This is a genomic window from Shinella sedimenti (genome assembly GCF_022601905.1).
GTDB lineage: Bacteria > Pseudomonadota > Alphaproteobacteria > Rhizobiales > Rhizobiaceae > Shinella > Shinella sedimenti.
Window position 1 is genome coordinate 63,567 of the sequence record NZ_JAKVIN010000002.1, and the last position, 22,621, is coordinate 86,187.

Sequence of the window (22,621 nt, forward strand, 5' to 3'; positions counted from 1 at the left end):
GTCACTGCCCCAGCCGTTCGAGGAGGGCGGGCACATGCACCTGGTCCGCCTTGTAGTTGCCCGTCAGCATATACATCATGATGTTGACGCCGGAGCGGAAGGCGTGCTCGCGCTGCAACTCGTCCGGCGGCACCGTCGGCAGCAGCGCCATGCCGTTGGTGTCGATCGCCCAGGCACCGGCAAAATCGTTGCCGGTGATCATGATCGGCGAAACGCCGTCGCCGGCGCGCGCCGGCCGCGACGGGTCTTCCGCGCGGTCGAGTTCCGCCTCGACCCACAGAGGACTTCCGGCATAACGGCCGGGGAAATTCGCCAGCAGGTAGAAGGATTTGGTGAGCACATGGTCGGCCGGCACGGGCTCCAGCGGCGGAATGTCGAGATTGGCGAGAATGGCCTGCAGGCGCTCCGTATTGGGGCTTGTCGCATTGCCGTCGAGGTTGATGTACTGGTCGCGCGTGTCGAACAGCACCGTGCCGCCATTGCGCATATAGGCGTCGACCCGGCTGATTGCGGCATTGGACGGCATGGGGGCCGTGGCGCTGACCGGCCAGTAGATGATCGGGTAGAGCGCCAGCTCGTCTTTCTCGATGTCGATGCCGACAGGCTCGCCGGGCTCCAGCGTGGTGCGGTAGGTCAGGAATTCAGTCAGGCCGGCCAAACCGCGTTCGGAGATGCGGTCAACTTCGCTTTCCCCGGTGACGACATAGGCCAGATGCGTGGTGTCGAGCCGTGACAGGATGGTCTCGTCGCCGGGCTTGCTGTCGGCCGCATGACCTTGCTGCGGCATTGCCATCAGCGCGCCCGCGCAGAGGGCGAGGAGCACGGCGGCCGTCGCACCGCGGCGTGGCACGCGGCGGGCGGCAGCGGCAAAGGCGCCGCCCATCAGAAGAACGATGGCGCAATCGAGGATCAGCAGCAGGGCCGCCAGCGTGAAGAGATAGGGTTTCAGCGACCAGGTCTCCTTGCCGGCAAGCGGCTCGCGCAGGAGGCTTGCGCCTTCGGGAACGACAAGCGGGCGAATGGTGTGTTCCGGCGGGAAGAGGTTGTGCGCGACATAGCCGTCCTCCGAACCGTAGAGGCCGGGGGGATTGTCGAAGCTCGCCACGACCTTCGAGCCATCGCCGGCCGCGAGGGGCTTGGCCTCGCCGGTTGCCGCGGCAAGCGTGCCGTTTGCGGTCATCAGGCGATAGGGGGGCAGGCCCGTGGTCGCTTGGCCGCCTTCGGCCGAGACGCCGCCGCCGCGGGAAAGCTGCACGGTACGCCGGAGCATTTCCACGAAATCGCCCGACAACGGCAGGTTCGACCAGCCGGTTTCCGCACTGATATGGAAAAGCACGATGCGGCCGGAGCCCAGTGGGCCCGTCGTGACCAGCGGCGTGCCGTCGGCAAGGCTCGCCCAAGTGCGTTCGGCAAGGTCGGGCGTCGGCTCGGCAAGCACCTGCCGCTTGATCAGGATGTCCTGCGGCGCGCGCATGCCGAAGAACGGGCTGTTTGCCGGATAGGCCGACAGCGGTTGCGGCTCGGACCAGGACAGCGCGCCGCCAAGCGCGCGTTCGCCCTTGCGCAGCACCACGGGCACGAGCGGATCGTCGCCCGGGGCGGCCGCAAGGCGCGGGCCGGCGAAGCGGATGAGCATGCCGCCGGCCTCGATCCAGCGCTGGACCTCTCCCTGCACATCCTCGGGCAGGCGGCCGATATCGGCCATGATCAGGACCGACGGGTTCTGCTCGAGAATCTGGGGAATGGCGACGGAAAGGTCTGCCACACTCGGTTCGATGAGATCGGCATAGGGCGCAAGCGCCCGGTTGATATAGTGCAGCGGCGACAGCAGCGGCTGGCTCGCATCCACCACCTCGCCGGACAGGAAGGCGACGCGGCGTCGGCGGAAGCCGTCATCGAGCAGATAGGCGCCGCCGGCATTGGCGAGGCCGTCTATGCTGATGCGGGCAAAGTCGTTGCGCAGTTCGAAGGGGGCCGTGATGGTGCCGGTCGTCGTCGTCGCGCCGGCCGCGAAGCTGGCGGTGCCGGTGGCGATGGGGCGGCTGCGCGAATCATAAGCCGTGAGCGGCAGGCTGCGTACCGGGCCGCCATCGAGGCGGGTAAGGGTGACGGTCAGCGCATCCGCGCCGTTCACAGCGGCGGTAATGGCGACAGCCGCCGCACCGTCGCCCTCGATCAGGCGAAGATCGGCGGGCGAGAGCCCTTGCAGGGCAGCGACGGTTTCGTCCGTCTCGCCGCCGGCCATGCCGTCGCTGATGAAGGCGAGCGTGCCGGGCGCCGTGCCGTCGAGTGCGGTGCGCAGCGAGGCGATGGCGCCGTTGCGGTCGGCAGGCAGTGGGCGCGGTTCGGCGGCGGCAAGGCGGGTGCGCGCGGTCGCGGCATCGACCGGCACCGCATCATGCTGGCGGTCGGCGGTCAGCACCAGCGCGATCGGCACGTTGCGGCTTTCGGCATCGTCGATCAGCGTTGCGGCGGTATCGACACGGTTTTGCCAGTCGGTGGCCGAGGCCCAGGTGTTATCGACGACGAGCGCGAGCGGGCCGCTCGATGCGAGCGTGTTGGTGCGTGGGTTAAAGACCGGGTCGGCGATGGCGAAAATGACCGCGGCGGCCATCAGCATGCGCAGCAGCGTGAGCCACCAGGGGCTCTGCGCCGGGGTCTCCTCGCGCTTCAGGATCGAGGCGAGGATGGCGAAGGGCGGAAAGACCTCGGCTTGCGGCTTGGGCGGCGTGAGGCGCAGCAGCCACCAGATGACGGGCAGCAGCACGAGCGTCGTCAGCACGGCGGGAAAGGCGAAAGCGAAGGCGCTCATCGGCCGCCCTCCGCCCGCATCGCCGGCATGCCGGAGAGATACATGTGCACCGCGACCAGCGCTTCGGAGGCGAGACGATCGGTCCGGTGCGGCACGAAGCTCCAGCCGAGATGGCGCAGGCTTTCGGCCAGCGTCTGACGGCGCGCGACATAGGCGCGGGCATAGTCGTCCTTCAGCGTCTCGGCGCGGCCGGCGGTGATCTTCTGGCCGCTTTCGGGGTCGGTGAATTCGGTGCGGCCGGTATACGGGAAGGTCTCTTCTGCCGGGTCGGCGACCTCAATGACATGACCCTTGAGGCCGCGACGGGCCAGCGGGCCGAGGCGCGCCATGACGTCTTGGACCGGATCAAGGAAATCGCCGATCAGCACGACATCGCTGCTGCCGCGGATCATGCCGGTGTCCGGCAGACCGCCGGTGGCGGGGTTGTGCATGAGGGCGGTGGCGAGGCGCTCGGCGGCATTGCGCGCTGCGATCGGCTCCATGATTCCAGGGCAGCCGATGCGTTCGCCCGAGCGCGCGAGGATTTCGGCCAGCGCCAGCATGATGACGAGCGCGCGGCTCTCCTTGGAGACCGTGCCGAAAGTCGACTTGTACATCATCGAGGGGGAGAGATCGGCCCAGACCCAGACGGTGTGGGCGGCTTCCCATTCGCGGTCGCGCACATAGGTATGGTCGTCACGGGCCGAGCGTCGCCAATCGATGCGTGACAGGCTTTCGCCGTCGACATAGGGGCGGAACTGCCAGAAATTCTCGCCGATGCCGCGCTTGCGGCGGCCGTGCCAGCCGGCGATCACCGTGTTGGCGAGGCGCTGGGCCTCTACCATGCAATCGGGAATGAGGGCGGCGCGCGCCTGCGCCCGCGAAAGCACGTCGCGGGTCGGTGTTGGCTCGACGATCTGCCCGACGGAGGCCATGCGCTTTCTCCGCTCAGCCGCCCGCCTGCCGGACGAGATCGGCAATCACATCACGAACCGACATGCCTTCGGCGCGGGCTGCGAAGGTCAATGCCATGCGGTGCTGGAGCACGGGTTCGGCGAGCGCCAGCACATCGTCAACCGAGGGCGCAAGGCGACCCTCGTAGAGCGCCCGGGCGCGGGCGCACAGCATCATCGCCTGTCCGGCGCGCGGGCCTGGGCCCCAGGCGACATGCTTGTCGGTCGAGGCGATGCCATTGCCGGGGCGGGCTGAACGCACAAGCGAAAGAATCGCGTCGAGCACCTTTTCGCTCACCGGCATCTGGCGGATGAGGGTCTGGATCTCCACCAGCCGCTCTGCCGAGATGGCGGCTTCGGCCCGCGTCTCGCTGACGCCGGTTGTCTCGAGCAGAATCTGCCGTTCGGCGGCAAGCTCGGGATAGTCGACATCGACCTGCAGCAGGAAGCGGTCGAGTTGTGCCTCGGGCAGGGGATAGGTACCCTCCTGCTCCAGCGGGTTCTGGGTCGCCAGAACGTGGAAGGGCTTCGGCAGGTCGTTGCGGGCGCCGGCCACCGTCACATGATATTCCTGCATGGCCTGGAGCAGGGCGGACTGGGTGCGCGGCGAGGCTCGGTTGATTTCGTCAGCCATCAGAAGTTGGGTGAAGATCGGGCCGGGCACAAAGCGGAAGGAGCGTTTTCCGTTTTCGTCCTGGTCCATGACTTCCGAGCCGAGGATATCCGACGGCATGAGGTCAGGCGTAAACTGGATGCGGCTGGAGGCAAGGCCGAGCACGGTGCCGAGCGTCACGACGAGCTTCGTCTTGGCGAGGCCCGGCACGCCGACGAGCAGCGCATGACCGCCGGAGAGCACGGCGAGCATGGTCTGCTCGACCACGCTTTCCTGGCCGAAGATCGCCTTGGAGACTTCCTTGCGGATGACGGCGATATCCGAGAGCGCCCGTTCCGCCGCCGCGATTACCGCCTTTTCGTCCAGGCCTGCCTCGTGGGAATTCTGAACGCCCATGCTCATCTCCAGTGCCGGTAATGAATGACCTGCGAATCGTGGTCATGCCGCGTCCGCGTCCTACATAATGACCTTATTAGCGCAGCCGTGGCTGACAAGCGGCCACGAAATGACTATCTCGTGAGTGTATCCACCCTTTCCTCGCGGGAAGAACGGTCTCTTGCGGAGATAGGGGTGAACCGGGACGGAACAATGGCAACAGGTGAAATTCGCGAAAGCACGGATGCGGCGGGACTGGCCGCCCTGATCGCGCGCGCCGGCGCGGAGACGGGCGGACGAGGCCTGCCGCCGGTCGAGCGCTGGAACCCGCCGTTCTGTGGCGACATCGACATGGAAATCCGTGCCGACGGTACCTGGTTCTACCTGGGAACGCCGATCGGCCGTGCACCGCTGGTGCGCCTTTTCTCCACCGTCCTGCGCAAGGACGAGGACGGCCGGACCTATCTGGTGACGCCGGTTGAGAAGGTCGGCATTCGCGTCGTCGATGCGCCGTTTCTGGCAGTGGAGATGAATGCGAGCGGCGAGGGCGCGGCGCAGACGCTCACCTTCCGCACCAATGTCGGCGACGTTGTCGAGGTCGGGCCGGAGCATCCGCTGCGTTTCGTGATCGAGGGCGAAAACAGCGAGCTGAAGCCCTATCTCCTCGTGCGCGGCCGGCTGGAGGCGCTCGTCTCGCGCGCCGTGATGTACGATCTGGTGGCGCTTGGCGAAACCGTCGCCATCGACGGCGTCGACATGTTTGCGGTGCGCTCGGGCGGTATGGTCTTTCCCGTCATGCCGGCTGCCGAGCTGGATGCACTTTCGCGATGAGTTCTACGCCTTACAGTGCCGCGGAGTTCCGCCGCCGTGCCGGCGCGCAGATGCGCAGCATCGGTGACGAGACCTGGCGCGAGCATGGCGACAGCCTGCTCAACCCCGCCGTCATTCCCCATCTGGAAGGCATGACGTTGCGCGATGCGGCGGTGCTGATCCCCGTCGTCGACGATGGCGAGGAGGCGCGGGTGATCTTCACCCAGCGCACGGCGACGCTGCGCAAGCATTCCGGCCAGATCGCTTTTCCGGGCGGAGCCGTGGATGACGAGGATGCGGACGTAGAGGCGGCCGCCCTGCGCGAGGCGGAGGAGGAAATCAGCCTGGACCGCCGTTTCGTGGAGCCGGTCGGGCGCCTGCCGCAATACAAGGCTTTGTCGGGTTTCTCCATCACGCCTGTCCTGGCGGTGGTGCAGCCGGGCTTCGAGCTCATTCCCAATCCGTCGGAAGTCGACAAGGTCTTCGACGTGCCGCTGTCCTTCCTGATGGACCCGCGCAATCACGCGCAGGGCAGCGGCGTCTGGCTCGGCAGCGAACGGCATTATTATCGCATGCCCTATGAGGGGCATAACATCTGGGGCATCACAGCCGGCATCGTGCGGGTGATCTATGAAAGGCTTTATGCATGACGTCTGTTGCGGGCGAGGCGTGGTTCTCCGATCCGGCGCTCGGGCGGGTGCTTTCGCTACTGAACAGCGAGGGCGGTGAGGCGCGGGTGGCGGGTGGCGCGGTGCGCAACAGCCTGATGGGTCTGCCTGTCGCGGATATCGACATCGCCACCACCCTGCCGCCGCAGGATGTGGTGGAGCGGGCGAAGGCGGCTGATATCAAGGCGGTGCCGACGGGCATCGAGCACGGTACGGTCACGCTCGTCATCGGTGGCAAACCGTTCGAGGTGACGACGCTACGCCGCGACGTGGCGACAGACGGACGCCGGGCGGAAGTCGCGTTCGGCACCGACTGGCAGACCGATGCGGAACGGCGCGACCTGACCATCAACGCGCTTTACGCGACGCAGGACGGCACGGTGATCGACCTCGTGAACGGCCTGCCGGATATCGAAAGCCGCACGGTGCGCTTCATTGGCGACGCAGCGACGCGCATCGCCGAGGATCATCTGCGCATCCTGCGCTTCTTCCGCTTTTTCGCGCTCTACGGCAGCGGCCGACCGGATGCCGAGGGGCTGAAGGCCTGTGCGCGGGCAAAGGACAAGCTTGGGCGGCTGTCGGCCGAGCGGGTCTGGTCCGAGACGAAGAAACTTCTGGCTGCTCCTGATCCGGGCCGCGCGCTGCTGTGGATGCGGCAGGCTGGCGTGCTGACCGAAATCCTGCCTGAGACGGAGAAATGGGGCATCGACGCGGTCCCCGGGCTCATCGAGGCCGAGAAAGCCTTCGGCTGGCAGCCGGATGCGCTGCTCAGGCTGGCGGCCATCGTGCCGCCGGATCGTGAGCGGCTGAAGGCGCTTGCCGAGCGGTTGCGCCTCTCCAAGGCGGAGGCCGCTGTTCTCGATGGCTGGGCGGCCGCACCCGAGATTGCGCCGAAACTGGCGGAAACCGCCTTTGACCGGCTGCTCTACCGTAACGGTCCGAAAGGACTTTCAATGCGGTTGAGGCTTGCGCTCGCTTCGGCCCGCGCACGTGGACTTGGCGATGCGGATGTACTTGCTTTCGCCGGGCTCTGCCAGCGTTTGCTGGCGCGCGCTGAAAAATGGCAGAAGCCAACTTTCCCGCTGACGGGAGCAGATGTGCTTGCCGCTGGTGTTTCGGCTGGGCCGGCGGTGGGCACGATTTTGGAGCGCATCGAGGAAGAATGGATGGGGGGTAATTTCCATGGTGACCGGGCAAGGCTGCTTGCCCGGCTTAAGGCGCTCGCCGGGGAGGGCTGACCCTCCCGTCATCCCGTTTCAGCCGTCAGGCGGCGTCGGCGGTCTTTTCGTCGACGATGCGCTGCTTGATGTTTTCCACCATGTTTTCGCGGATCGTGGTTTCGCCATGGGCTGTACGCATGTGCTCCACGGCGCGGCGCACGACTTCAGCGTCGTCGCTGGCGCGTGTGTGCCAGTCGCATCCCGGGACAAGTGAACCGCATTCAAAAAGTCTCATGACTATCTCCTGTCGTTTCAACGGGGGCAGTTTAGCAGACATGGCCCCGAGAGCCAAATCCGCAGAGCCGGTCAGGGTTCCACCCGACGCTTCGAAATCAGCTGTTGTGACCTGCCTTCGCCCAGGCGTCGAAGCAGGCGGACGTCTCCGGCTTGCCCGGCTTGGCAGCCTCGCTGGGCATATGATGCACGGTCCCGCCGGCAAGGCGCATCCGCGCTTCGGCGACGAAATAGTCATGCGGAAGATCGACGCCACTTTCGGCGCGCATGGTTTCGGCAAAACGATTGATAAAGTCGACGGACTGCGGGTCGTTGCCCGACTGCAATCCGTTCTTTGCGGCATTGCTCATGACTGTCTCCTCCACGAGTACCTCAATAGAGGTAGTGTACCACGCAAAAGGATCAAGCCCCGTTCACAACACCGCTAGGGAGCATATCGGGGAGGTCCGGAGACCAGACGTCAGGGCCAGCGAACCACGGGCGGAAGCGACGACAGGATGGAATCGACATTGCCGCCGGTCTTCAGACCAAACAGCGTGCCGCGGTCATAAAGCAGGTTGAATTCGACATAGCGGCCGCGACGCACGAGCTGTTCGTCGCGGTCCTCTTCCGTCCAGCCCTTGTTGAAATTGGAGCGCACGATGCGGGGATAGACCATGGCGAAGGCGCGGCCGACATCCTGCGTGAAGGCGAAATCCGCATCCCAGCCGCCGAGTTCTTCCGGCGAATGCAGCCAGTCATAGAAGATGCCTCCGGTGCCGCGCGGCTCGTTGCGGTGCTTCAGGAAAAAGTACTCGTCGCACCACTCCTTGAATTTTGCGTGATCGGCCACCGCATGGCGGTTGCAGGTGATCTCCATCGCCTTGTGGAACAGGGCGGTGTCCGGGTCGCTCATCACCCGACGACGGTCCAGCACGGGCGTCAGGTCCGCGCCGCCGCCGAACCAGCGGCTGGTGGTGACGACCATGCGCGTATTCATGTGCACGGCCGGGACATTGGGATTGACCGGATGGGCGATCAGCGAAATGCCCGAGGCCCAGAAGCTAGGGTCCTCATCCGCGCCGGGGATCTGCCCGCGGAATTCGGGGGAGAATTCGCCATAGACGGTGGATGTATGGACGCCGACCTTCTCGAAGACGCGGCCTTCCATCATCGACATGCGGCCGCCGCCACCTTCGCCACCCTCGCGCAGCCAGTCCTTGGCCACGAAGCGGCCGGGCTGCATGTCCGACAGCGGACCTTCCAGCTCGTTCTCGATGGCTTCGAAGCTCGCGCAGATCGCGTCGCGCAGATGCTCGAACCATGCGCGGGCAGCGGCCTTCTTGTCTTCGATGTCTTCGGGCAGGCCTTTCGGCAGGTTTGGTCGTTCCATGATGTTTCCCGCTGACGGCCGCGCCGCCGAATCGCATTTCGGTCACACTCCTTAACTTTGCACCATTTGGCAACAAAGCGGGGCATTTCCGCTGGGGACGGCGGGACTCGCAAAACGGGCAGATCCGGCCTATATTGAGCGTATAGAATGTGCTGCCAGGAGGAAACCTGCATGGCGCGTGTTCCAGGACCGCCGCCCCTCGACGGGCTCCGTCGCCACATCGAGCGCAGCCGGCTCGCGAAAGGTGCGACCGGAGGGCATTTCGTGCGCGAGACCTTCTGCATGGAGCGTCAGGACGCCCGTGAGAAGGCCCGCGAGTGGTTCGACCAATGGCCGAAGGCGGCCTACTGGACAGAAGTGGAAAGCTGGCGCGCGCTGGACGGCGACCGCATCGAGTTCACCATGCGCCGGTTGCCGAGCGCCGATTGAGGCACCGCCGCAAGGCTTGATGGAGCGCCATATGTGCAAGCTCGATTGACGGCGGACCGCGGCCCCCCTATTTTACCGCCATTGTCATCAACAGAAAGGCGCCGTTGCGGTTCTCAAGCACGGCTCATAGTCCTTGTTCGAACTCGCGATTGCTGTCTTCCTTATCCTCTTCAACGGGGTTTTTGCCCTTTCCGAACTTTCCATCGTTTCCGCCCGCAAGCCCCGCCTGAAAACCATGGCGGCGCAGGGCGTGCGCGGCGCAGCCACGGCGCTGCGACTGGCCGAAGACCCCGGTAAGTTCCTCTCCACCGTCCAGATCGGCATCACGCTTATCGGCATTCTCGCCGGTGCGTTCTCGGGTGCGGCGCTCGGCGGCCGCCTGCGTAACATCCTTGCCGCCGAGGGCGTGCCTGACTGGCTGGCCGACCCGCTGGGCTACGGTATCGTCATCTTCATCATCACCTATCTGTCCGTCGTCGTCGGCGAGTTGGTGCCCAAGCAGATCGCGCTGCGCAATCCCGAGCGTTTCGCCTCGATGGTTGCGCCCTCCATGTCGCTTCTGTCCAAGATCGGCGCGCCTGCCGTCTGGGCGCTCGATGCCTCGACGCGCCTTATCTTCCGTCTCATGGGCCAGCATGCGGCCTCCGAAACGGTCGTGACGGACGAGGAGATCAGGACCATCGTGGCCGAGGCGGAAGCCGCCGGCGTCATCGAGGGCGGCGAAAAGCTGATGATCGCCGGCGTCATGCGCTTTTCCGACCGCGAGGCGCGCGGCCTCATGACGCCGCGCAACGATGTGGACTGGATCGATCTTGGCGACACGGTCGAGGAAATTCACCAGCAGCTCGTTGAGAGCCAGCATTCGCGCCTGCCGGTCGCCGATGGCGGACCGGAAACCATCGTCGGGGTGGTACAAAAGCGCGAGCTGCTTTCTGCCCTGCTGAGCGGCCAACCGCTCGACATCCGCTCCTTCGTTCGTCCCGCGCCGATCGTACCGGATACGATGGATGCGATGCGCGTTCTCGATACGCTGCGCAATTCGGAAGTGCCGATCCTGCTCATCCACGACGAGTACGGCCACTTCGAGGGCGTCATCACTCCCGCCGACGTGCTGGAGGCGATTGCCGGCGTGTTCCGCTCCGATATCGAGGAGGGGGACGACGAATATGCCGTCCAGCGCGACGACGGTTCGTGGCTCATTTCCGGCGCCATGCCGATCGATGAAATGGCCGATCGGCTCGGTCTGTCGCTGCCGGCGCGCCGCAGCTACCAGACAGCCGCCGGTCTCGTCATCGAATCGCTGCAGAAGCTCCCGAAGACCGGCGAGGTCACCGAAACCCAGGGCTGGCGCTTCGAGGTCGTCGATATGGACGGCCGCCGCGTCGACAAGCTCCTAGTCACGCGCCTCGACTAAGGGACATCGGGCTCGAGCAGTCTCGGGCCCGGGCCTTCGGCGCCTAGCGTATCGAGCGGGTTGCGCAACGGGCATTCCTGCATCGAAAGACATCCGCAGCCGATGCAGCCGTCGAGCTGGTTGCGCAGCCGCGTCAGCCGCGCGATGCGCTCGTCGAGCTTGCCGCGCCAGGTCTTCGAGAGCGCGTTCCAGTCCTTTACAGTCAGCGGCCTGTCATGGGGCAGCACGGACAGTGCTTCGGCAATCTCGGCAAGTGGTATGCCGGTGCGCTGCGCAACCTTGATCACTGCGACACGCCGCAGGATGCTGCGGGGGTAGCGCCGCTGGTTGCCGCGATTGCGCTGGCTGTGGATGAGCCCTTTCTCTTCATAGAAATGCAAGGTCGAAACCGCCACCCCGCTGCGTTCGGCGACCTCGCCGACGCTGAGTTCCCGGGACATCGCGCCGTTGGGACATTTTTCCATCATGGTGTTGACCTCAGGTTTGGTTGAGGTTTTATACCACGGGCTCCCAGTTTTCAACGGAGCCCCAAACACATGACAACACGACTGACCATCGCCCTTATCTATGGCAGCGGCCGCGAGGGTCGTTTCGCCGATACGGTCGCGGGATGGCTGGAACCGGAGCTCGCCAGCTTCTCTCAATATGATATCGTCCGTATCGATGCGGCGGAGCTTGCCTTCACACCCGGCGGTCTCGACGAAGCGTCGGCGGCGCTGGTGGAAAGCCGCATTTCGCAGGCGGATGCCTTCCTCATCGTGACGCCCGAATATAACCACGCCTATCCCGCAGCACTGAAGGCAATCATCGACAGCTCCTTCAGGGCGTGGCACGCCAAGCCTGTCGCCTTCGTGTGCTACGGCGGCGTCTCGGGCGGTCTGCGCGCTGTCGAGCAGTTGCGGCTGGTCTTTGCGGAGCTGCATGCGGTGACGATCCGCGAAACGGTGAGCCTCGCCCATGCCTGGACGCAGTTCGACCCCGCCGGCAATCCGTTCCGTCCCGGCATATTGAACGGCCAGCTCGCCGTGCTGATGTCGCGTCTTGCCTGGTGGGCGCATGCCCTGAAGGCGGCGCGGATCGCAAGGCGTTATGACGAGGTGGCGGCATGAGACCGGCCGATTATGCGACCGCAGAGGTTGCGCGCTCGCCCCAGGATTATCGCCGCAACGCAACGATGCTGATGATCAGCACGCTCACCATCATGTCGGGCGCAACGATTTCCGCCTCCCTGCCGGGCATCGCCGCGCGTTTTGCCGATGTCGACAATGTGGCGCTGCTCAGCCGGCTGGTGCTGACACTGCCGGCGGCGTTCATCGCGTTGTTTTCGCCGGCCGCCGGCTTTGTGGTCGACCGCTTCGGCCGCAAGCCGCTGCTGCTCGCTTCGCTTGTCCTCTTTACACTGGCCGGCGCGTCGGGGCTGTTTGCCGATACCCTGCCGGGACTGCTGGTGGGGCGGGCCGTGCTGGGCATTGCGATCGGCGGCATCATGACGGCGACGACGGCACTTGTCGGCGATTTCTTCCAGGGAGCTGCGCGCGATCGCTACATGGGTCTGCAGCAGGCCTTTGTGGGGATCGGCGGCACGATCTTCCTCACGGGCGGCGGCTTCCTTGCGGAGGTCCACTGGCGCGGCCCCTTCCTCATCTACGCGGTGGCGATCCTGCTTTTGCCGGCTGCCATCGCGTTCCTGCCGGAGCCGCGTCGTGCACCGACGAAGGGGGTGGCCGAAGGGCAGGGCCGGCTTTGCGGGCGCGGGGTGACACTGCTCGCCCTGCTGTTTGCAGCGGCGATCATCAACATGATCGCGTTCTACATGATCCCGACGCAGCTGCCGTTCTATCTGGCGCATCTCGGCTTTGCCGCGCCCAGTCTGGCGGGCACGGCGATCGGCGCCGGCCAGCTCGTCGGCGTGGTGAGTGCCCTTGCCTTCGCGCCGGTCCGGCGCCGGCTCGGCATCATGGGCGTGTTCGGCCTCGGTTTCGTTTCGGCCGGGCTTTCCTTCCTGCTGCTGTCGTATGCGCAAAGCTATGCCGGTGTGCTCCTCGCGATGGCGGTCTCCGGCGTGTGCATGGGCACGATCATGCCGAACTTCGCGGCGGCCGCGATGGTTCTGGCGCCACCCGCGCTGCGCGGCCGGATCTCCGGTCTGCTGGTCGCGAGTATCTTTGCGGGCCAGTTCCTTTCGCCTGTGGTTTCGCAGCCGCTCATTTCGGCGTCGGGTTTCGAGGCGGCGTATGCCGTCGTCGGAGCCATTGTCCTGGTCATCGGCATCGCGGCCTTCGCGGCACGGCTGCTGTGGCGGGATAACGGTGCGGTCGTCTCCGGTCGGCATGCATAGGGCTTGCCGGAAAGCGCGTCAGACGAACCCGGTCTGGCGCAGCGCTTCGCCGCAGATCATCGCGGCGGAGAGCGCGACGTTGATGGAGCGCTGTCCCTCGACCATCGGGATAAGAACGCGTCCGTCGGCGATGTCGTGAACATGGTCCGGTACGCCAGCGCTTTCGCGACCGAAAAGCAGGATGTCGTCGGGCCGGTAGGCGAAGTCTGTATAGATGCCCGCCGCCTTGGTGGAGGCGAGAATTAGGCGGCGGCCGGTCTGGCTGCGCCAATCCTCGAACCGGTCCCAGCTGACATGGCGCGTCAGCGTCACCGAGGCGAGGTAGTCCATGCCGGCGCGCTTCAGGCTACGGTCGGATATGTCGAAGCCGGCCGGCTCGATGATGTCTACGGCGAGCCCCATGCAGGCGGCGAAACGCAGCATCGTGCCGGTATTGCCGGCGATATCTGGCTGGTAGAGGGCAATGCGAAGTGCGGACATGCCGTCTCGCTATAACAATTCGCAGCCCGATGCGACGCCGTTTTCATGGCGCCGGCGAAAACGGCGCGAGGTGGGTCCGGGCGGGAAGGAGCAGGCGCGGGTGAATGTGGCGCCGAGGCAACAGAATTGGTCGCAGATGGCAAATCGCGAGGAAGCGGCTGGAAAATTGCATCGTTTCGGGTTAACCACGGGACATCTGAAACGCGAGAAAGGGAGGAACATGATGAATAACGCCCATCGGCTGCGCCTCCCGGCAGGAATCACGCCTCTTCTCGCTTAGGCATTTCGCCGCCCTCATTCCCTTTGTGCCTGCATATCAATTCGCCGTGTGACGCCTTTGGTCGCCCCGCGGCACACCAAGCGGAACCCGCTCCCGACTGCGCCCTTTTGCGCCGTCCGTACCGGTTCCGTCGTTTCTATTACGGAGAAAGCCATGTTCGGCTGGTTCGAAAGACGTTTGAATCCCTATCCCGCGGAGGCGCCCTCGCTTCCGCCCAAGGGAATACTCCCCTTCCTTTGGCACTACACGCGCCCGGCGGCGCCGTGGCTTGCCGTGCTGGGCTTCTGCTCCATGGCGCTCGGTATTGCCGAAGTGCTGCTGTTTCAGTTCCTCGGCAATATCGTCGACTGGCTCTCGGCCGGCGATCCCGGCACGTTCCTCGCCCGCGAGGGTGGCACGCTGATCTGGATGGCCGTGCTTCTGCTCGTGCTCATTCCGCTTTTCGGCGCGCTGCACACGATGACCATGCACCAGGCGCTCGCGGGCAATTTCCCGATGATCGCCCGCTGGCAGATGCATCGGTACCTCATCCGCCAGAGCATGACCTTCTTCTCCAACGAGTTCGCGGGCCGCGTCTCGACGAAGGTAATGCAGACCTCGCTTGCCGTGCGCGAAACGGTCATGAAGATCATCGACGTCTTCATCTATGTGGTGAGCTACTTTGTTTCGATGATCGCCATCATCGCGTCGGCGGACCTGCGCCTCGTGGTGCCGTTGCTCGTATGGTTCGTCGTCTATATCTGCATCCTGCGCTACTTCGTGCCGAAGCTCATGCGGGTTTCGCGCATGCAGGCGGATGCGCGGTCCATGATGACGGGTCGCATCGTCGACAGCTACACGAACATCGCGACCGTGAAGCTGTTCTCGCACGCCGGCCGCGAGGAAACCTATGCCCGCGAAGGCATGGACGAGTTCCTGCAGACGGTGCACAAGCAGATGCGCTTCATAACGGCTTTCAACATCGCCATCGACATCAACAACGTCATCGCGATGTTCTTCACCACGGCCATCGGCATCTATTTCTGGATGTCGGGCGATGTGACGGTCGGTGCCGTCGCGGTGGCGGCCGGCCTTGCCATGCGCATCAACGGCATGTCGCAGTGGGTGATGTGGGAAGTGACCGCGCTGTTCGAGAATATCGGCACGGTCTATGACGGCATGGGCATGATGACCAAGCCGCACGATATTAAGGATGCGCCCCAGGCGCCGGCGCTGCCGGCGGCAAAGGGTGCCATCACCTTCGATCACGTCCGCTTCCACTATGGCAAGAACAAAGGTGCGATCGAGGACCTGTCGCTCGACATCGCCGCCGGCGAGAAGGTCGGCCTCGTCGGCCGGTCCGGCGCCGGCAAGACGACGCTGATGAACGTGCTCCTGCGCTTCTACGATCTGGAGGCCGGCCGGATCACGATCGACGGCAAGGACATCTCCACCGTGACGCAGGACAGCCTGCGCTCGCAGATCGGCGTGGTGACGCAGGACACCTCCCTGCTGCACCGCTCCATCCGTGACAACATTGCCTATGGCAAGCCGGACGCGACGGATGCCGAGATCATGGAGGCGGCAAGGCGTGCGAATGCCTGGGACTTCATCGAAAGCCTGAGCGACCACCAGGGTCGCAGCGGCCTCGATGCCCAGGTCGGCGAGCGCGGCGTGAAGCTCTCCGGCGGCCAGCGCCAGCGCATCGCCATCGCCCGCGTCTTCCTGAAGGACGCGCCGATCCTCGTGCTGGACGAGGCGACCTCGGCTCTCGATTCGGAAGTCGAGGCGGCGATCCAGGAAAACCTCTTCGCCCTCATGCAGGGCAAGACGGTGATCGCCATCGCCCACCGCCTGTCAACGCTGACCGAGATGGACCGCCTCGTCGTGCTCGACAAGGGCCGCATCAGCGAGACCGGCACGCATGCCGAACTGGTCGCCCGGGGCGGCATCTACGCCGACCTCTGGACCCGCCAATCCGGCGGCTTCATCGCCGACGACGCAGCCGAGACGGAAACGGCGGCGCAGTAAAAAACAGAGAAGGCCGGCCCTGCTAGTGGCCGGCCTTCTTCCTTTCCGAACTTTAATTTGCCGCCCGGCCAAAACGGCCTATATCGGGGGCATGATCTTCCGGCCGCTTTTCTCCTTCTTCGAGACCTGGATAAAGCCCTTCGAGCGGCGTGATGACCTGCGGCCGCCGGTGGGGCTGTTTGCCTTCGTGTGGTTCTATGTCCGGCAGGCGAAGGCGCCGTTTGCGGCGCTGCTCGTGCTGGGCGGCATTACGGCGGGGATCGAGGCGGCGACCTTCTGGTTCGTAGGGCGTCTCGTCGACATGCTGGCGACGGTCAGGCCGGGCGAGGGGTGGAGCGGCCTGCTTGCCACCCATGGAACAGAACTGCTGCTGATGCTCGTCCTTATCGGCATCGTGCGCTTCGTCGTGGCGTTTCTAACCGCGCTGGTCGACCAGCAGGTCATCACGCCCGGTTTTTACAATCTCGTGCGTTGGCAGTCCTATGTGCATGTCGCGCGCCAGTCGCTCTCGTTCTTCCAGAACGATTTTTCCGGCCGCATTGTCACCAAGGTCTGGTCGGCAGGGCAGGCGACGGGCGACGTCATCACCTCCTTCATGGAAAGTATCTGGTTCGTCTCGATCTATACGGTTTCGACGCTGGTGCTGCTCGGCCAGCTCGACTGGCGGCTTGCGGCCGTGCTTTTGGCCTGGCTTGTGATTTTCGCAGCGCTGGCACGCCATTTCGTGCCCCGCATTCGCGAGCATGCCCGCCAGTCGGCGGAAGCCGGGTCGATGATCAGCGGCCGCATGGTCGATGCCTATTCCAATATTCAGACGCTGAAGCTCTTCGGCCGCGATGATGCGAACGACCGCTACATGCGCGACGGGTTCGATATATTCCAGGCCACGATCCTGAACTTCACGCGGCTCCTGACCTCGCTGCGCGCGTCGCTCGCCTTCCTATCGGGCCTGATGATCGCGGGCATGGCGGTGTTGTGCATTCACCTCTGGCTTACCGCCGTCATCAGCTCGGGCGCTGTCGCCTTCACCATGGCTCTGGTGCTGCGGCTGAATTTCCTGCTCAACCGCCTGATGACGCAGCTCAACAGCATCATGCGCAATATCGGCACGATCCAGAACTCCGCCGACCTGATTTCGAAGCCCATCGGCCTTGTCGACAGGCCGGACGCGACCGCGCTCAAGGTCGTGAGCCCCGATATCCGTTTCGAGAACGTGCGCTTCCACTATGGCCGCCAATCCGGCGTGATCGACGACCTTACGCTCTCCATCAGGCCCGGCGAGAAGGTCGGCATCGTCGGGCGCTCGGGTGCGGGCAAGTCAACGCTCGTCAATCTTCTCCTCCGATTCTACGACCTGGAGGGCGGCCGCATCCTGGTCGGCGGACAGGATATTGCCGCTGTCACCCAGGAAAGCCTGCGCGCCAGTATCGGCATGGTCAGCCAGGATACGGCGCTGCTGCACCGCTCGCTGCGCGACAACATCCTCTTCGGCAACCCGGATGCCAGCGAAGAGCAGATGATCGAGGCTGCCAGGAAGGCGGAAGCGCACGATTTCATCCTCCAGCTGGAGGACCAGCGCGGGCGCCGGGGCTATGACGCCCATGTCGGTGAGCGCGGCGTGAAGCTCTCCGGCGGCCAGCGCCAGCGCATCGCGATTGCGCGCGTCATGCTGAAGGATGCACCCATCCTCGTGCTGGACGAGGCGACCTCCGCCCTCGATTCGGAGGTCGAGGCGGCCATCCAGTCCAATCTGGAGCGCCTGATGCGCGGCAAGACCGTGCTTGCGATCGCCCACCGCCTCTCGACCATTGCCGCCCTCGACCGCCTGATCGTGATGGATCGCGGCCGGATCGTGGAGGAGGGCACGCATGGCGAGCTTGTCGCGCGCGGCGGGCTTTATGCGGATCTTTGGTCACGCCAGTCAGGCGGTTTTCTCGGGCAGGTGGAAGCGGCGCAATAGGGCCGCCGCGCGGTCGTGAACAGGCACGCCTTTGCGCCTTGAAAGGGTTGCGCTTTCCGGCGCCATCCTGATCGATGTCAAGCCCTCACCTTTTTCCCGCGACAATGTGCCCACCTCCCCTTGCCAAGGCTAGACATAATTTGCGATCAAGCATAGAACGCGCCGGATTGACGGGGAATCTATGGCCGTATTGTGTCCGGATATTGCCGGTTCCCAGGGGGCGGTGCGGTTTTCCGCAGACTTTGCGTGAGAGGATGGTTTAGCCGTGAGCGAACACGAGACAACAAGCGAATCCCATGGCGAGCCCACTCGCCGCGATTTTCTTTACCTGACCACCGGTATGGCGGGCGTCGTGGGCGGCGTTGCTGTCGCTTGGCCGTTCATCGACCAGATGCGTCCGGATGCGTCCACGCTGGCGCTCGCTTCCATCGAGGTCGACGTCTCCAGCCTGACGCCGGGCATGTCGCTGACCGCCAAGTGGCGCGGCAAGCCGGTCTTCATCCGTAACCGCACGGAGCAGGAAGTCGAGGAAGCCAAGGCCGTCGCGCTCGCCGACCTGAAGGACCCGGTCGCGCGCAACGCGAACATCGCGCCCGACGCCCAGGCGACGGATATCGACCGCTCCGCCGGCGAAGGCAAGGAGAACTGGATCGTCATGATCGGTTCGTGCACCCATCTCGGCTGTGTTCCGCTCGGCCAGGCCGGCGATTTCGGCGGCTGGTTCTGTCCCTGCCATGGTTCTCACTACGATACGGCCGGCCGTATCCGTAAGGGTCCTGCCCCTGAGAACCTGGCTGTGCCGACCTTCTCGTTCGTATCCGACACAGTCATCAAGATCGGTTGAGGGGACACCTGATAATGAGTGCTGAACATTCCACCTACCAGCCGACGACTGGCATCGAAAAATGGGTCGATTCGCGCCTGCCTCTGCCGCGCATGATCCATGACAGCTTCGTTTCCTACCCGGTACCGCGCAATCTGAACTATGCCTACACCTTCGGCGCCATGCTGTCGGTGATGCTGATCGTGCAGATCGCGACCGGCATCGTGCTGGCCATGCACTACGCCGCCGAAACCACAGTCGCGTTCAACTCGGTCGAAAAGATCATGCGCGACGTGAACCACGGCTGGCTGCTTCGCTACATGCACGCCAACGGCGCGTCCTTCTTCTTCATCGCGGTCTACCTGCACATTGCCCGTGGTCTCTACTACGGCTCCTACAAGGCGCCGCGCGAAATCCTCTGGATTCTCGGCGTCGTCATCTACCTTCTGATGATGGCAACGGGCTTCATGGGCTACGTTCTGCCCTGGGGGCAGATGTCCTTCTGGGGTGCGACGGTTATCACCGGCTTCTTCTCCGCCTTCCCGTGGGTTGGCGAGTGGATCCAGCAGTTCCTGCTCGGCGGTTTCGCCGTCGACAACCCGACGCTGAACCGCTTCTTCGCGCTGCACTACCTGCTGCCCTTCATGATCGCGGGCGTCGTTGTCCTGCACATCTGGGCCCTGCACGTGACCGGCCAGACCAACCCGACCGGCGTCGAGGTGAAGTCGAAGACGGACACGGTTCCCTTCACGCCCTATGCGACGCTGAAGGACGCCCTTGGCGTATCGGTCTTCCTGATCGTGTTCGCTTGGTTCATCTTCTACATGCCGAACTATCTCGGCCATCCGGACAACTACATTCCGGCCGACCCGCTGAAGACCCCGGCCCACATCGTTCCGGAATGGTACTACCTGCCGTTCTACGCGATGCTGCGCGCCATCACCTTCAATGTCGGCCCGATCGACTCCAAGCTCGGTGGCGTTCTGGTGATGTTCGGCTCGATCATCATCCTGTTCTTCCTGCCGTGGCTCGACACCTCCAAGGTGCGTTCCGCAGTCTACCGTCCGTGGTACAAGCTGTTCTTCTGGATCTTCGTGGCCAACGCCATCATGCTCGGCTGGCTCGGCGCCATGCCTGCTGAAGGCATCTACGTCATCCTGTCGCAGCTCGGCACGGTCTATTACTTTGGCTTCTTCATCATCCTCATGCCGTTGCTCGGCCTGATCGAGACCCCGAAGCGCATTCCGAATTCGATCACGGAAGCGGTTCTGGAAAAGAAGAACGCCAAGGCGGCCAAGGCCTGAGACGGGCGACGAAAGGAACCATGACAATGAAAAAGCTTGTTGCAGGCATTCTGTCGCTCGCCCTCGTCGCCGGTCTGGGCGCCTCCTTCGCTACGGCGGAAGAGGCAGCGCCCGCAGCCGGTGCAGAGGCCGAACACGCCACGCCGCACTATCCGATGCATAAGCCCAAGCAGCAGGACTGGTCTTTTGCCGGTCCGTTCGGCAAGTACGACAAGGGCCAGCTTCAGCGCGGCCTGAAGGTCTACACCGAAGTCTGTTCGGCCTGCCATTCGATGAACCTCGTCTCCTTCCGCACGCTGGAAGGGCTTGGCTACTCGGAGGCCCAGATCAAGGCTTTCGCCGCGAACTACGAAGTTCAGGACGGCCCGAACAGCGACGGCGAGATGTATATGCGGAAGGCCGTGCCTTCCGACCACTTCCCGTCGCCCTACGCCAACCACGAGGCGGCTGCCGCTTCGAACAATGGTGCGGCTCCGCCGGACTTCTCGCTGATCGCCAAGGCGCGCGGCATCACCCGCGGCTTCCCGCAGTTCGTCTTCGACATCTTCACGCAGTACCAGGAAGGCGGGCCGGATTACATCTACTCGCTGTTGACGGGTTACGATGAAGAGAAGCCGGCGCATCTCGAAGTCGCCGAAGGCACGCACTACAACCCCTATTTCGCCAATGCTGCGGCGCTTGCCATGGCAAAGCCGATCTCCGACGACCAGGTCACCTATGACGACGGTGCGCCGCAGACGGTCGACCAGTACGCGCACGACGTCGCCGCCTTCCTGATGTGGGCCGCTGAGCCGCACCTTGAGGAACGCAAGCGCACCGGCTTCATGGTGATGGTCTTCCTGCTGATCTTCACGGGCCTGATCTATCTGACGAAGAAGTCGGTCTACGCGAACAAGGAACACTGAGCGGTCTGACCGCCCGGTTCGAAAGGCGGCCTCCGGGCCGCCTTTTTTGTTGTGAGGCGTTGCCGCACCTGCAATAACCGGACCGTCTTCCGCAGCCGGGAAATCCCATGTCTACCGTTGAACAAGAACTCGTCGCCGCGATCCGCAACATTCCGGACTATCCCAAGCCCGGCATCGTGTTCCGCGACATCACCACACTGCTCGGCAATCCACGCGCCTTCCGCCGCGCCGTGGACGAACTGGTTCATCCCTATGCGGGCATCGGCATCGCGAAGGTCGCCGGCATCGAGGCGCGCGGCTTCATCCTTGGCGGTGCAATGGCGCATCAGCTTTCGACCGGCTTCGTGCCGATCCGCAAGAAGGGCAAGCTGCCGCATGAGACCGTGCGCATCGCCTACAGCCTGGAATACGGCGTGGACGAGATGGAGATGCACAAGGACGCCATTACGCCGGGCGAGAGAGTGATCCTCGTCGACGACCTGATCGCAACCGGCGGCACGGCAGATGCCGCCGTGAAGCTGCTGCGCCAGATGGGGGCGGATATTGTCGCGGCCTGCTTCGTCATCGACCTGCCGGCGCTTGGCGGCCGCAAGAAGCTGGAAGCGCTCGGCGTCGAAGTGCGAACGCTGGTGGCTTTCGACGGGCACTGACGCGGCGTCAATCCCCCGTTCGTCTCTCAGACGAACTCCAGCACGGTGCTTTCAAACCGGATGACGGGCTCGCCGTTCTGGTTTTCTCCCGCGCAACGGATCGTGTTGAGCACGCGGTCCTTGCGCGTCGCCAGCTCGCGTGAGGCGAGCAGCGTTACCGAGTAGCTGATCGTATCGCCGGCGAAGACGGGCCTGAACCAGCCGAGCTTGGTGAAGCCGGGCGAGGGGCCGAGTTTCGGCGGCGCGATGCCCTCTGCCGCCAGGCGCCGGCATTCGGCGGTCCAGAAGGCGACGAAGCATTTCATCCAGCCGGCGCTGGTGTGCCAGCCGGAGGCGCACAGGCCGCCGAACAGGCTTTGCCGGGCGAGCTCGGCATCCAGATGGAAGGGCTGAGGATCGAAATCCCGGGCGAAGCGGATGATGTCTTCTGCCGTGAAGGTGTTCGAACCGATTTGGACGGTCTGACCGAACGGATAAAGCTCAGCCATCCGCATAGGCGGCATCCTTTCCGGCAAGGCGCATCATGTTGACATATTCCGAGATGGCGACGATCTCGCCGCGCTGGTTGGTCACTTCGGCGCGCAGCCGCACGATGCCGATTTCCGGCCGCGAGCGCGAGACGCGTGCCTCCAGCACCTCGCAATGACCGCCGAGCGTATCGCCGGCCAGAACCGGGCGCTTCCACTCCATCAGGTCAACACCGGGCGAGCCCTCCGAGGTAGAGCCGTCGATATAGGCTTCACAGAGCATGCGCATCATCACCGCGCTGGTGTGCCAGCCGGAAGCGGCCAGCCCACCGAGAATGCTGGCGCGGCCGGCGGCCTCGTCGATATGCATGGGTTGCGGGTCGAATTCCCGGGCGAAGGCGATGATCTCGTCGGCCGTCAGCGTGCGCTCCTTGAAGGTGAAGCGGCGTCCGGGTGTGAAATCTTCAAAGCTGCGGTTGGCCACGGTCCGTTTGTCCTGTTGCGGGCAGGAGAATGGCGGTCATG

The 22,621-nt window shown here is 64.4% G+C and carries 23 protein-coding genes; 13 read left to right on the top strand and 10 right to left on the bottom strand.

What is annotated here, in order from left to right; genetic code table 11:
• Position 1: 1 nt before the first annotated feature.
• Genes MKI86_RS04480 through MKI86_RS04490 form a run of 3 tightly spaced genes read right to left on the bottom strand, consistent with a single transcriptional unit; the run spans position 2 to position 4,753 of the window.
• Positions 2–2,812, bottom strand: coding sequence for a DUF4159 domain-containing protein (locus MKI86_RS04480; RefSeq protein WP_241598006.1), 2,811 nt, complete (start codon positions 2,810–2,812; stop codon positions 2–4).
• Positions 2,809–3,726 (bottom strand): DUF58 domain-containing protein, encoded by a 918-nt coding sequence (locus MKI86_RS04485; protein WP_241598008.1) that lies wholly within the window; start codon positions 3,724–3,726, stop codon positions 2,809–2,811. Before MKI86_RS04485 ends, MKI86_RS04480 begins: the two co-directional genes overlap by 4 nt.
• Before the next feature lie 13 nt (positions 3,727–3,739).
• Positions 3,740–4,753 carry an AAA family ATPase gene (locus tag MKI86_RS04490; protein WP_241598010.1) on the bottom strand — a complete coding sequence of 338 codons (1,014 nt, stop codon included), beginning with the start codon at positions 4,751–4,753 and terminating at the stop codon, positions 3,740–3,742.
• A 192-nt stretch (positions 4,754–4,945) separates the two neighbouring features.
• On the opposite strand from MKI86_RS04490, the gene MKI86_RS04495 reads away from it, so the two are divergent.
• From MKI86_RS04495 to MKI86_RS04505, 3 genes are read left to right on the top strand one after another with little or no spacing between them, the layout of a single operon-like run.
• Entirely contained in the window at positions 4,946–5,563 is a 618-nt protein-coding gene (locus MKI86_RS04495; RefSeq protein ID WP_241598012.1) for a DUF1285 domain-containing protein, read from the top strand.
• A complete protein-coding gene (locus MKI86_RS04500) occupies positions 5,560–6,192 on the top strand; it encodes a CoA pyrophosphatase (protein ID WP_241598014.1) in 633 nt (210 codons plus the stop codon). The genes MKI86_RS04495 and MKI86_RS04500 overlap by 4 nt, the downstream gene beginning before the upstream one ends.
• Positions 6,189–7,448: a CCA tRNA nucleotidyltransferase gene (locus MKI86_RS04505; protein ID WP_241598016.1), complete on the top strand. Its 1,260-nt coding sequence runs from the start codon at positions 6,189–6,191 to the stop codon at positions 7,446–7,448. Before MKI86_RS04500 ends, MKI86_RS04505 begins: the two co-directional genes overlap by 4 nt.
• Positions 7,449–7,473: 25 nt before the next feature.
• Here the strand turns inward: MKI86_RS04505 and MKI86_RS04510 are convergent, their stop codons facing one another.
• From MKI86_RS04510 to hemF, 3 genes are all read right to left on the bottom strand, one after another.
• Positions 7,474–7,665, bottom strand: a complete 192-nt coding sequence (locus tag MKI86_RS04510; protein ID WP_241598018.1) for a DUF1059 domain-containing protein — start codon at positions 7,663–7,665, stop codon at positions 7,474–7,476.
• 97 nt (positions 7,666–7,762) lie between these two features.
• Positions 7,763–8,014 carry a hypothetical protein gene (locus MKI86_RS04515; protein WP_241598020.1) on the bottom strand — a complete coding sequence of 84 codons (252 nt, stop codon included), beginning with the start codon at positions 8,012–8,014 and terminating at the stop codon, positions 7,763–7,765.
• 110 nt (positions 8,015–8,124) lie between these two features.
• Positions 8,125–9,036, bottom strand: a complete 912-nt coding sequence (gene hemF / locus MKI86_RS04520; RefSeq protein ID WP_241598022.1) for an oxygen-dependent coproporphyrinogen oxidase — start codon at positions 9,034–9,036, stop codon at positions 8,125–8,127.
• A gap of 171 nt (positions 9,037–9,207) precedes the next feature.
• Here hemF and MKI86_RS04525 point away from each other — a divergent pair, with 171 nt between their 5' ends.
• Both MKI86_RS04525 and MKI86_RS04530 read left to right on the top strand, forming a co-directional pair.
• Positions 9,208–9,465, top strand: coding sequence for a hypothetical protein (locus tag MKI86_RS04525; protein ID WP_241598024.1), 258 nt, complete (start codon positions 9,208–9,210; stop codon positions 9,463–9,465).
• A gap of 133 nt (positions 9,466–9,598) precedes the next feature.
• A complete protein-coding gene (locus MKI86_RS04530; protein ID WP_241598025.1) occupies positions 9,599–10,879 on the top strand; it encodes a hemolysin family protein in 1,281 nt (426 codons plus the stop codon).
• On the opposite strand, the gene soxR is transcribed toward MKI86_RS04530, so the two are convergent.
• Positions 10,876–11,343 carry a redox-sensitive transcriptional activator SoxR gene (gene soxR / locus MKI86_RS04535; RefSeq protein WP_370879904.1) on the bottom strand — a complete coding sequence of 156 codons (468 nt, stop codon included), beginning with the start codon at positions 11,341–11,343 and terminating at the stop codon, positions 10,876–10,878. The two genes, MKI86_RS04530 and soxR, sit on opposite strands and share 4 nt — an antisense overlap.
• A 72-nt stretch (positions 11,344–11,415) precedes the next feature.
• Here soxR and MKI86_RS04540 point away from each other — a divergent pair, with 72 nt between their 5' ends.
• Together MKI86_RS04540 and MKI86_RS04545 are read left to right on the top strand one after the other, a co-directional pair.
• The gene (locus MKI86_RS04540; RefSeq protein ID WP_241598029.1) at positions 11,416–11,988 is read left to right on the top strand and encodes an NADPH-dependent FMN reductase; all 573 of its coding nucleotides are present in this window, start codon (positions 11,416–11,418) and stop codon (positions 11,986–11,988) included.
• Positions 11,985–13,217 (top strand): MFS transporter, encoded by a 1,233-nt coding sequence (locus MKI86_RS04545; RefSeq protein WP_241598031.1) that lies wholly within the window; start codon positions 11,985–11,987, stop codon positions 13,215–13,217. The genes MKI86_RS04540 and MKI86_RS04545 overlap by 4 nt, the downstream gene beginning before the upstream one ends.
• Positions 13,218–13,235: 18 nt before the next feature.
• Here MKI86_RS04545 and MKI86_RS04550 read toward each other — a convergent pair whose 3' ends face one another.
• Positions 13,236–13,697 (bottom strand): tRNA (cytidine(34)-2'-O)-methyltransferase, encoded by a 462-nt coding sequence (locus MKI86_RS04550; RefSeq protein WP_241598033.1) that lies wholly within the window; start codon positions 13,695–13,697, stop codon positions 13,236–13,238.
• Positions 13,698–14,130: 433 nt separating this feature from the next.
• Between MKI86_RS04550 and MKI86_RS04555 the strand changes: the two genes are divergently transcribed.
• The 6 genes from MKI86_RS04555 to MKI86_RS04580 all read left to right on the top strand — a co-directional run bounded on the left by MKI86_RS04555 (position 14,131) and on the right by MKI86_RS04580 (position 21,629).
• Positions 14,131–15,987: an ABC transporter ATP-binding protein gene (locus MKI86_RS04555; protein WP_241598035.1), complete on the top strand. Its 1,857-nt coding sequence runs from the start codon at positions 14,131–14,133 to the stop codon at positions 15,985–15,987.
• Between the two features lie 91 nt (positions 15,988–16,078).
• Positions 16,079–17,947, top strand: coding sequence for an ABC transporter ATP-binding protein (locus MKI86_RS04560; RefSeq protein WP_241598037.1), 1,869 nt, complete (start codon positions 16,079–16,081; stop codon positions 17,945–17,947).
• A 265-nt stretch (positions 17,948–18,212) separates the two neighbouring features.
• Positions 18,213–18,791 carry a ubiquinol-cytochrome c reductase iron-sulfur subunit gene (gene petA / locus MKI86_RS04565; RefSeq protein ID WP_241598039.1) on the top strand — a complete coding sequence of 193 codons (579 nt, stop codon included), beginning with the start codon at positions 18,213–18,215 and terminating at the stop codon, positions 18,789–18,791.
• 14 nt (positions 18,792–18,805) lie between these two features.
• Positions 18,806–20,074, top strand: a complete 1,269-nt coding sequence (locus MKI86_RS04570; RefSeq protein ID WP_241598041.1) for a cytochrome b — start codon at positions 18,806–18,808, stop codon at positions 20,072–20,074.
• A gap of 26 nt (positions 20,075–20,100) precedes the next feature.
• Positions 20,101–20,979, top strand: coding sequence for a cytochrome c1 (locus MKI86_RS04575; RefSeq protein WP_241598043.1), 879 nt, complete (start codon positions 20,101–20,103; stop codon positions 20,977–20,979).
• A gap of 107 nt (positions 20,980–21,086) precedes the next feature.
• Positions 21,087–21,629 carry an adenine phosphoribosyltransferase gene (locus MKI86_RS04580; protein ID WP_241598045.1) on the top strand — a complete coding sequence of 181 codons (543 nt, stop codon included), beginning with the start codon at positions 21,087–21,089 and terminating at the stop codon, positions 21,627–21,629.
• A 26-nt stretch (positions 21,630–21,655) separates the two neighbouring features.
• Here MKI86_RS04580 and MKI86_RS04585 read toward each other — a convergent pair whose 3' ends face one another.
• Together MKI86_RS04585 and MKI86_RS04590 are read right to left on the bottom strand one after the other, a co-directional pair.
• Entirely contained in the window at positions 21,656–22,123 is a 468-nt protein-coding gene (locus tag MKI86_RS04585; RefSeq protein ID WP_241598047.1) for a MaoC family dehydratase, read from the bottom strand.
• Positions 22,110–22,580 (bottom strand): MaoC family dehydratase, encoded by a 471-nt coding sequence (locus MKI86_RS04590; RefSeq protein WP_241598050.1) that lies wholly within the window; start codon positions 22,578–22,580, stop codon positions 22,110–22,112. Before MKI86_RS04590 ends, MKI86_RS04585 begins: the two co-directional genes overlap by 14 nt.
• Positions 22,581–22,621: the final 41 nt, after the last annotated feature.

Coding starts and splice junctions, on each gene's coding strand:
- MKI86_RS04575 (WP_241598043.1), top strand. CDS start 20,101: ATGAAAAAGCTTGTTGCAGGCATTCTGTCGCTCGCCCTCGTCGCCGGT.
- MKI86_RS04490 (WP_241598010.1), bottom strand. CDS start 4,753: ATGGGCGTTCAGAATTCCCACGAGGCAGGCCTGGACGAAAAGGCGGTA.
- MKI86_RS04485 (WP_241598008.1), bottom strand. CDS start 3,726: ATGGCCTCCGTCGGGCAGATCGTCGAGCCAACACCGACCCGCGACGTG.
- MKI86_RS04500 (WP_241598014.1), top strand. CDS start 5,560: ATGAGTTCTACGCCTTACAGTGCCGCGGAGTTCCGCCGCCGTGCCGGC.
- MKI86_RS04510 (WP_241598018.1), bottom strand. CDS start 7,665: ATGAGACTTTTTGAATGCGGTTCACTTGTCCCGGGATGCGACTGGCAC.
- MKI86_RS04570 (WP_241598041.1), top strand. CDS start 18,806: ATGAGTGCTGAACATTCCACCTACCAGCCGACGACTGGCATCGAAAAA.
- hemF (WP_241598022.1), bottom strand. CDS start 9,036: ATGGAACGACCAAACCTGCCGAAAGGCCTGCCCGAAGACATCGAAGAC.
- MKI86_RS04560 (WP_241598037.1), top strand. CDS start 16,079: ATGATCTTCCGGCCGCTTTTCTCCTTCTTCGAGACCTGGATAAAGCCC.
- MKI86_RS04515 (WP_241598020.1), bottom strand. CDS start 8,014: ATGAGCAATGCCGCAAAGAACGGATTGCAGTCGGGCAACGACCCGCAG.
- MKI86_RS04550 (WP_241598033.1), bottom strand. CDS start 13,697: ATGTCCGCACTTCGCATTGCCCTCTACCAGCCAGATATCGCCGGCAAT.
- MKI86_RS04545 (WP_241598031.1), top strand. CDS start 11,985: ATGAGACCGGCCGATTATGCGACCGCAGAGGTTGCGCGCTCGCCCCAG.
- MKI86_RS04525 (WP_241598024.1), top strand. CDS start 9,208: ATGGCGCGTGTTCCAGGACCGCCGCCCCTCGACGGGCTCCGTCGCCAC.
- MKI86_RS04555 (WP_241598035.1), top strand. CDS start 14,131: ATGTTCGGCTGGTTCGAAAGACGTTTGAATCCCTATCCCGCGGAGGCG.
- MKI86_RS04540 (WP_241598029.1), top strand. CDS start 11,416: ATGACAACACGACTGACCATCGCCCTTATCTATGGCAGCGGCCGCGAG.
- MKI86_RS04505 (WP_241598016.1), top strand. CDS start 6,189: ATGACGTCTGTTGCGGGCGAGGCGTGGTTCTCCGATCCGGCGCTCGGG.
- MKI86_RS04495 (WP_241598012.1), top strand. CDS start 4,946: ATGGCAACAGGTGAAATTCGCGAAAGCACGGATGCGGCGGGACTGGCC.
- MKI86_RS04580 (WP_241598045.1), top strand. CDS start 21,087: ATGTCTACCGTTGAACAAGAACTCGTCGCCGCGATCCGCAACATTCCG.
- soxR (WP_370879904.1), bottom strand. CDS start 11,343: ATGGAAAAATGTCCCAACGGCGCGATGTCCCGGGAACTCAGCGTCGGC.
- MKI86_RS04585 (WP_241598047.1), bottom strand. CDS start 22,123: ATGCGGATGGCTGAGCTTTATCCGTTCGGTCAGACCGTCCAAATCGGT.
- MKI86_RS04480 (WP_241598006.1), bottom strand. CDS start 2,812: ATGAGCGCCTTCGCTTTCGCCTTTCCCGCCGTGCTGACGACGCTCGTG.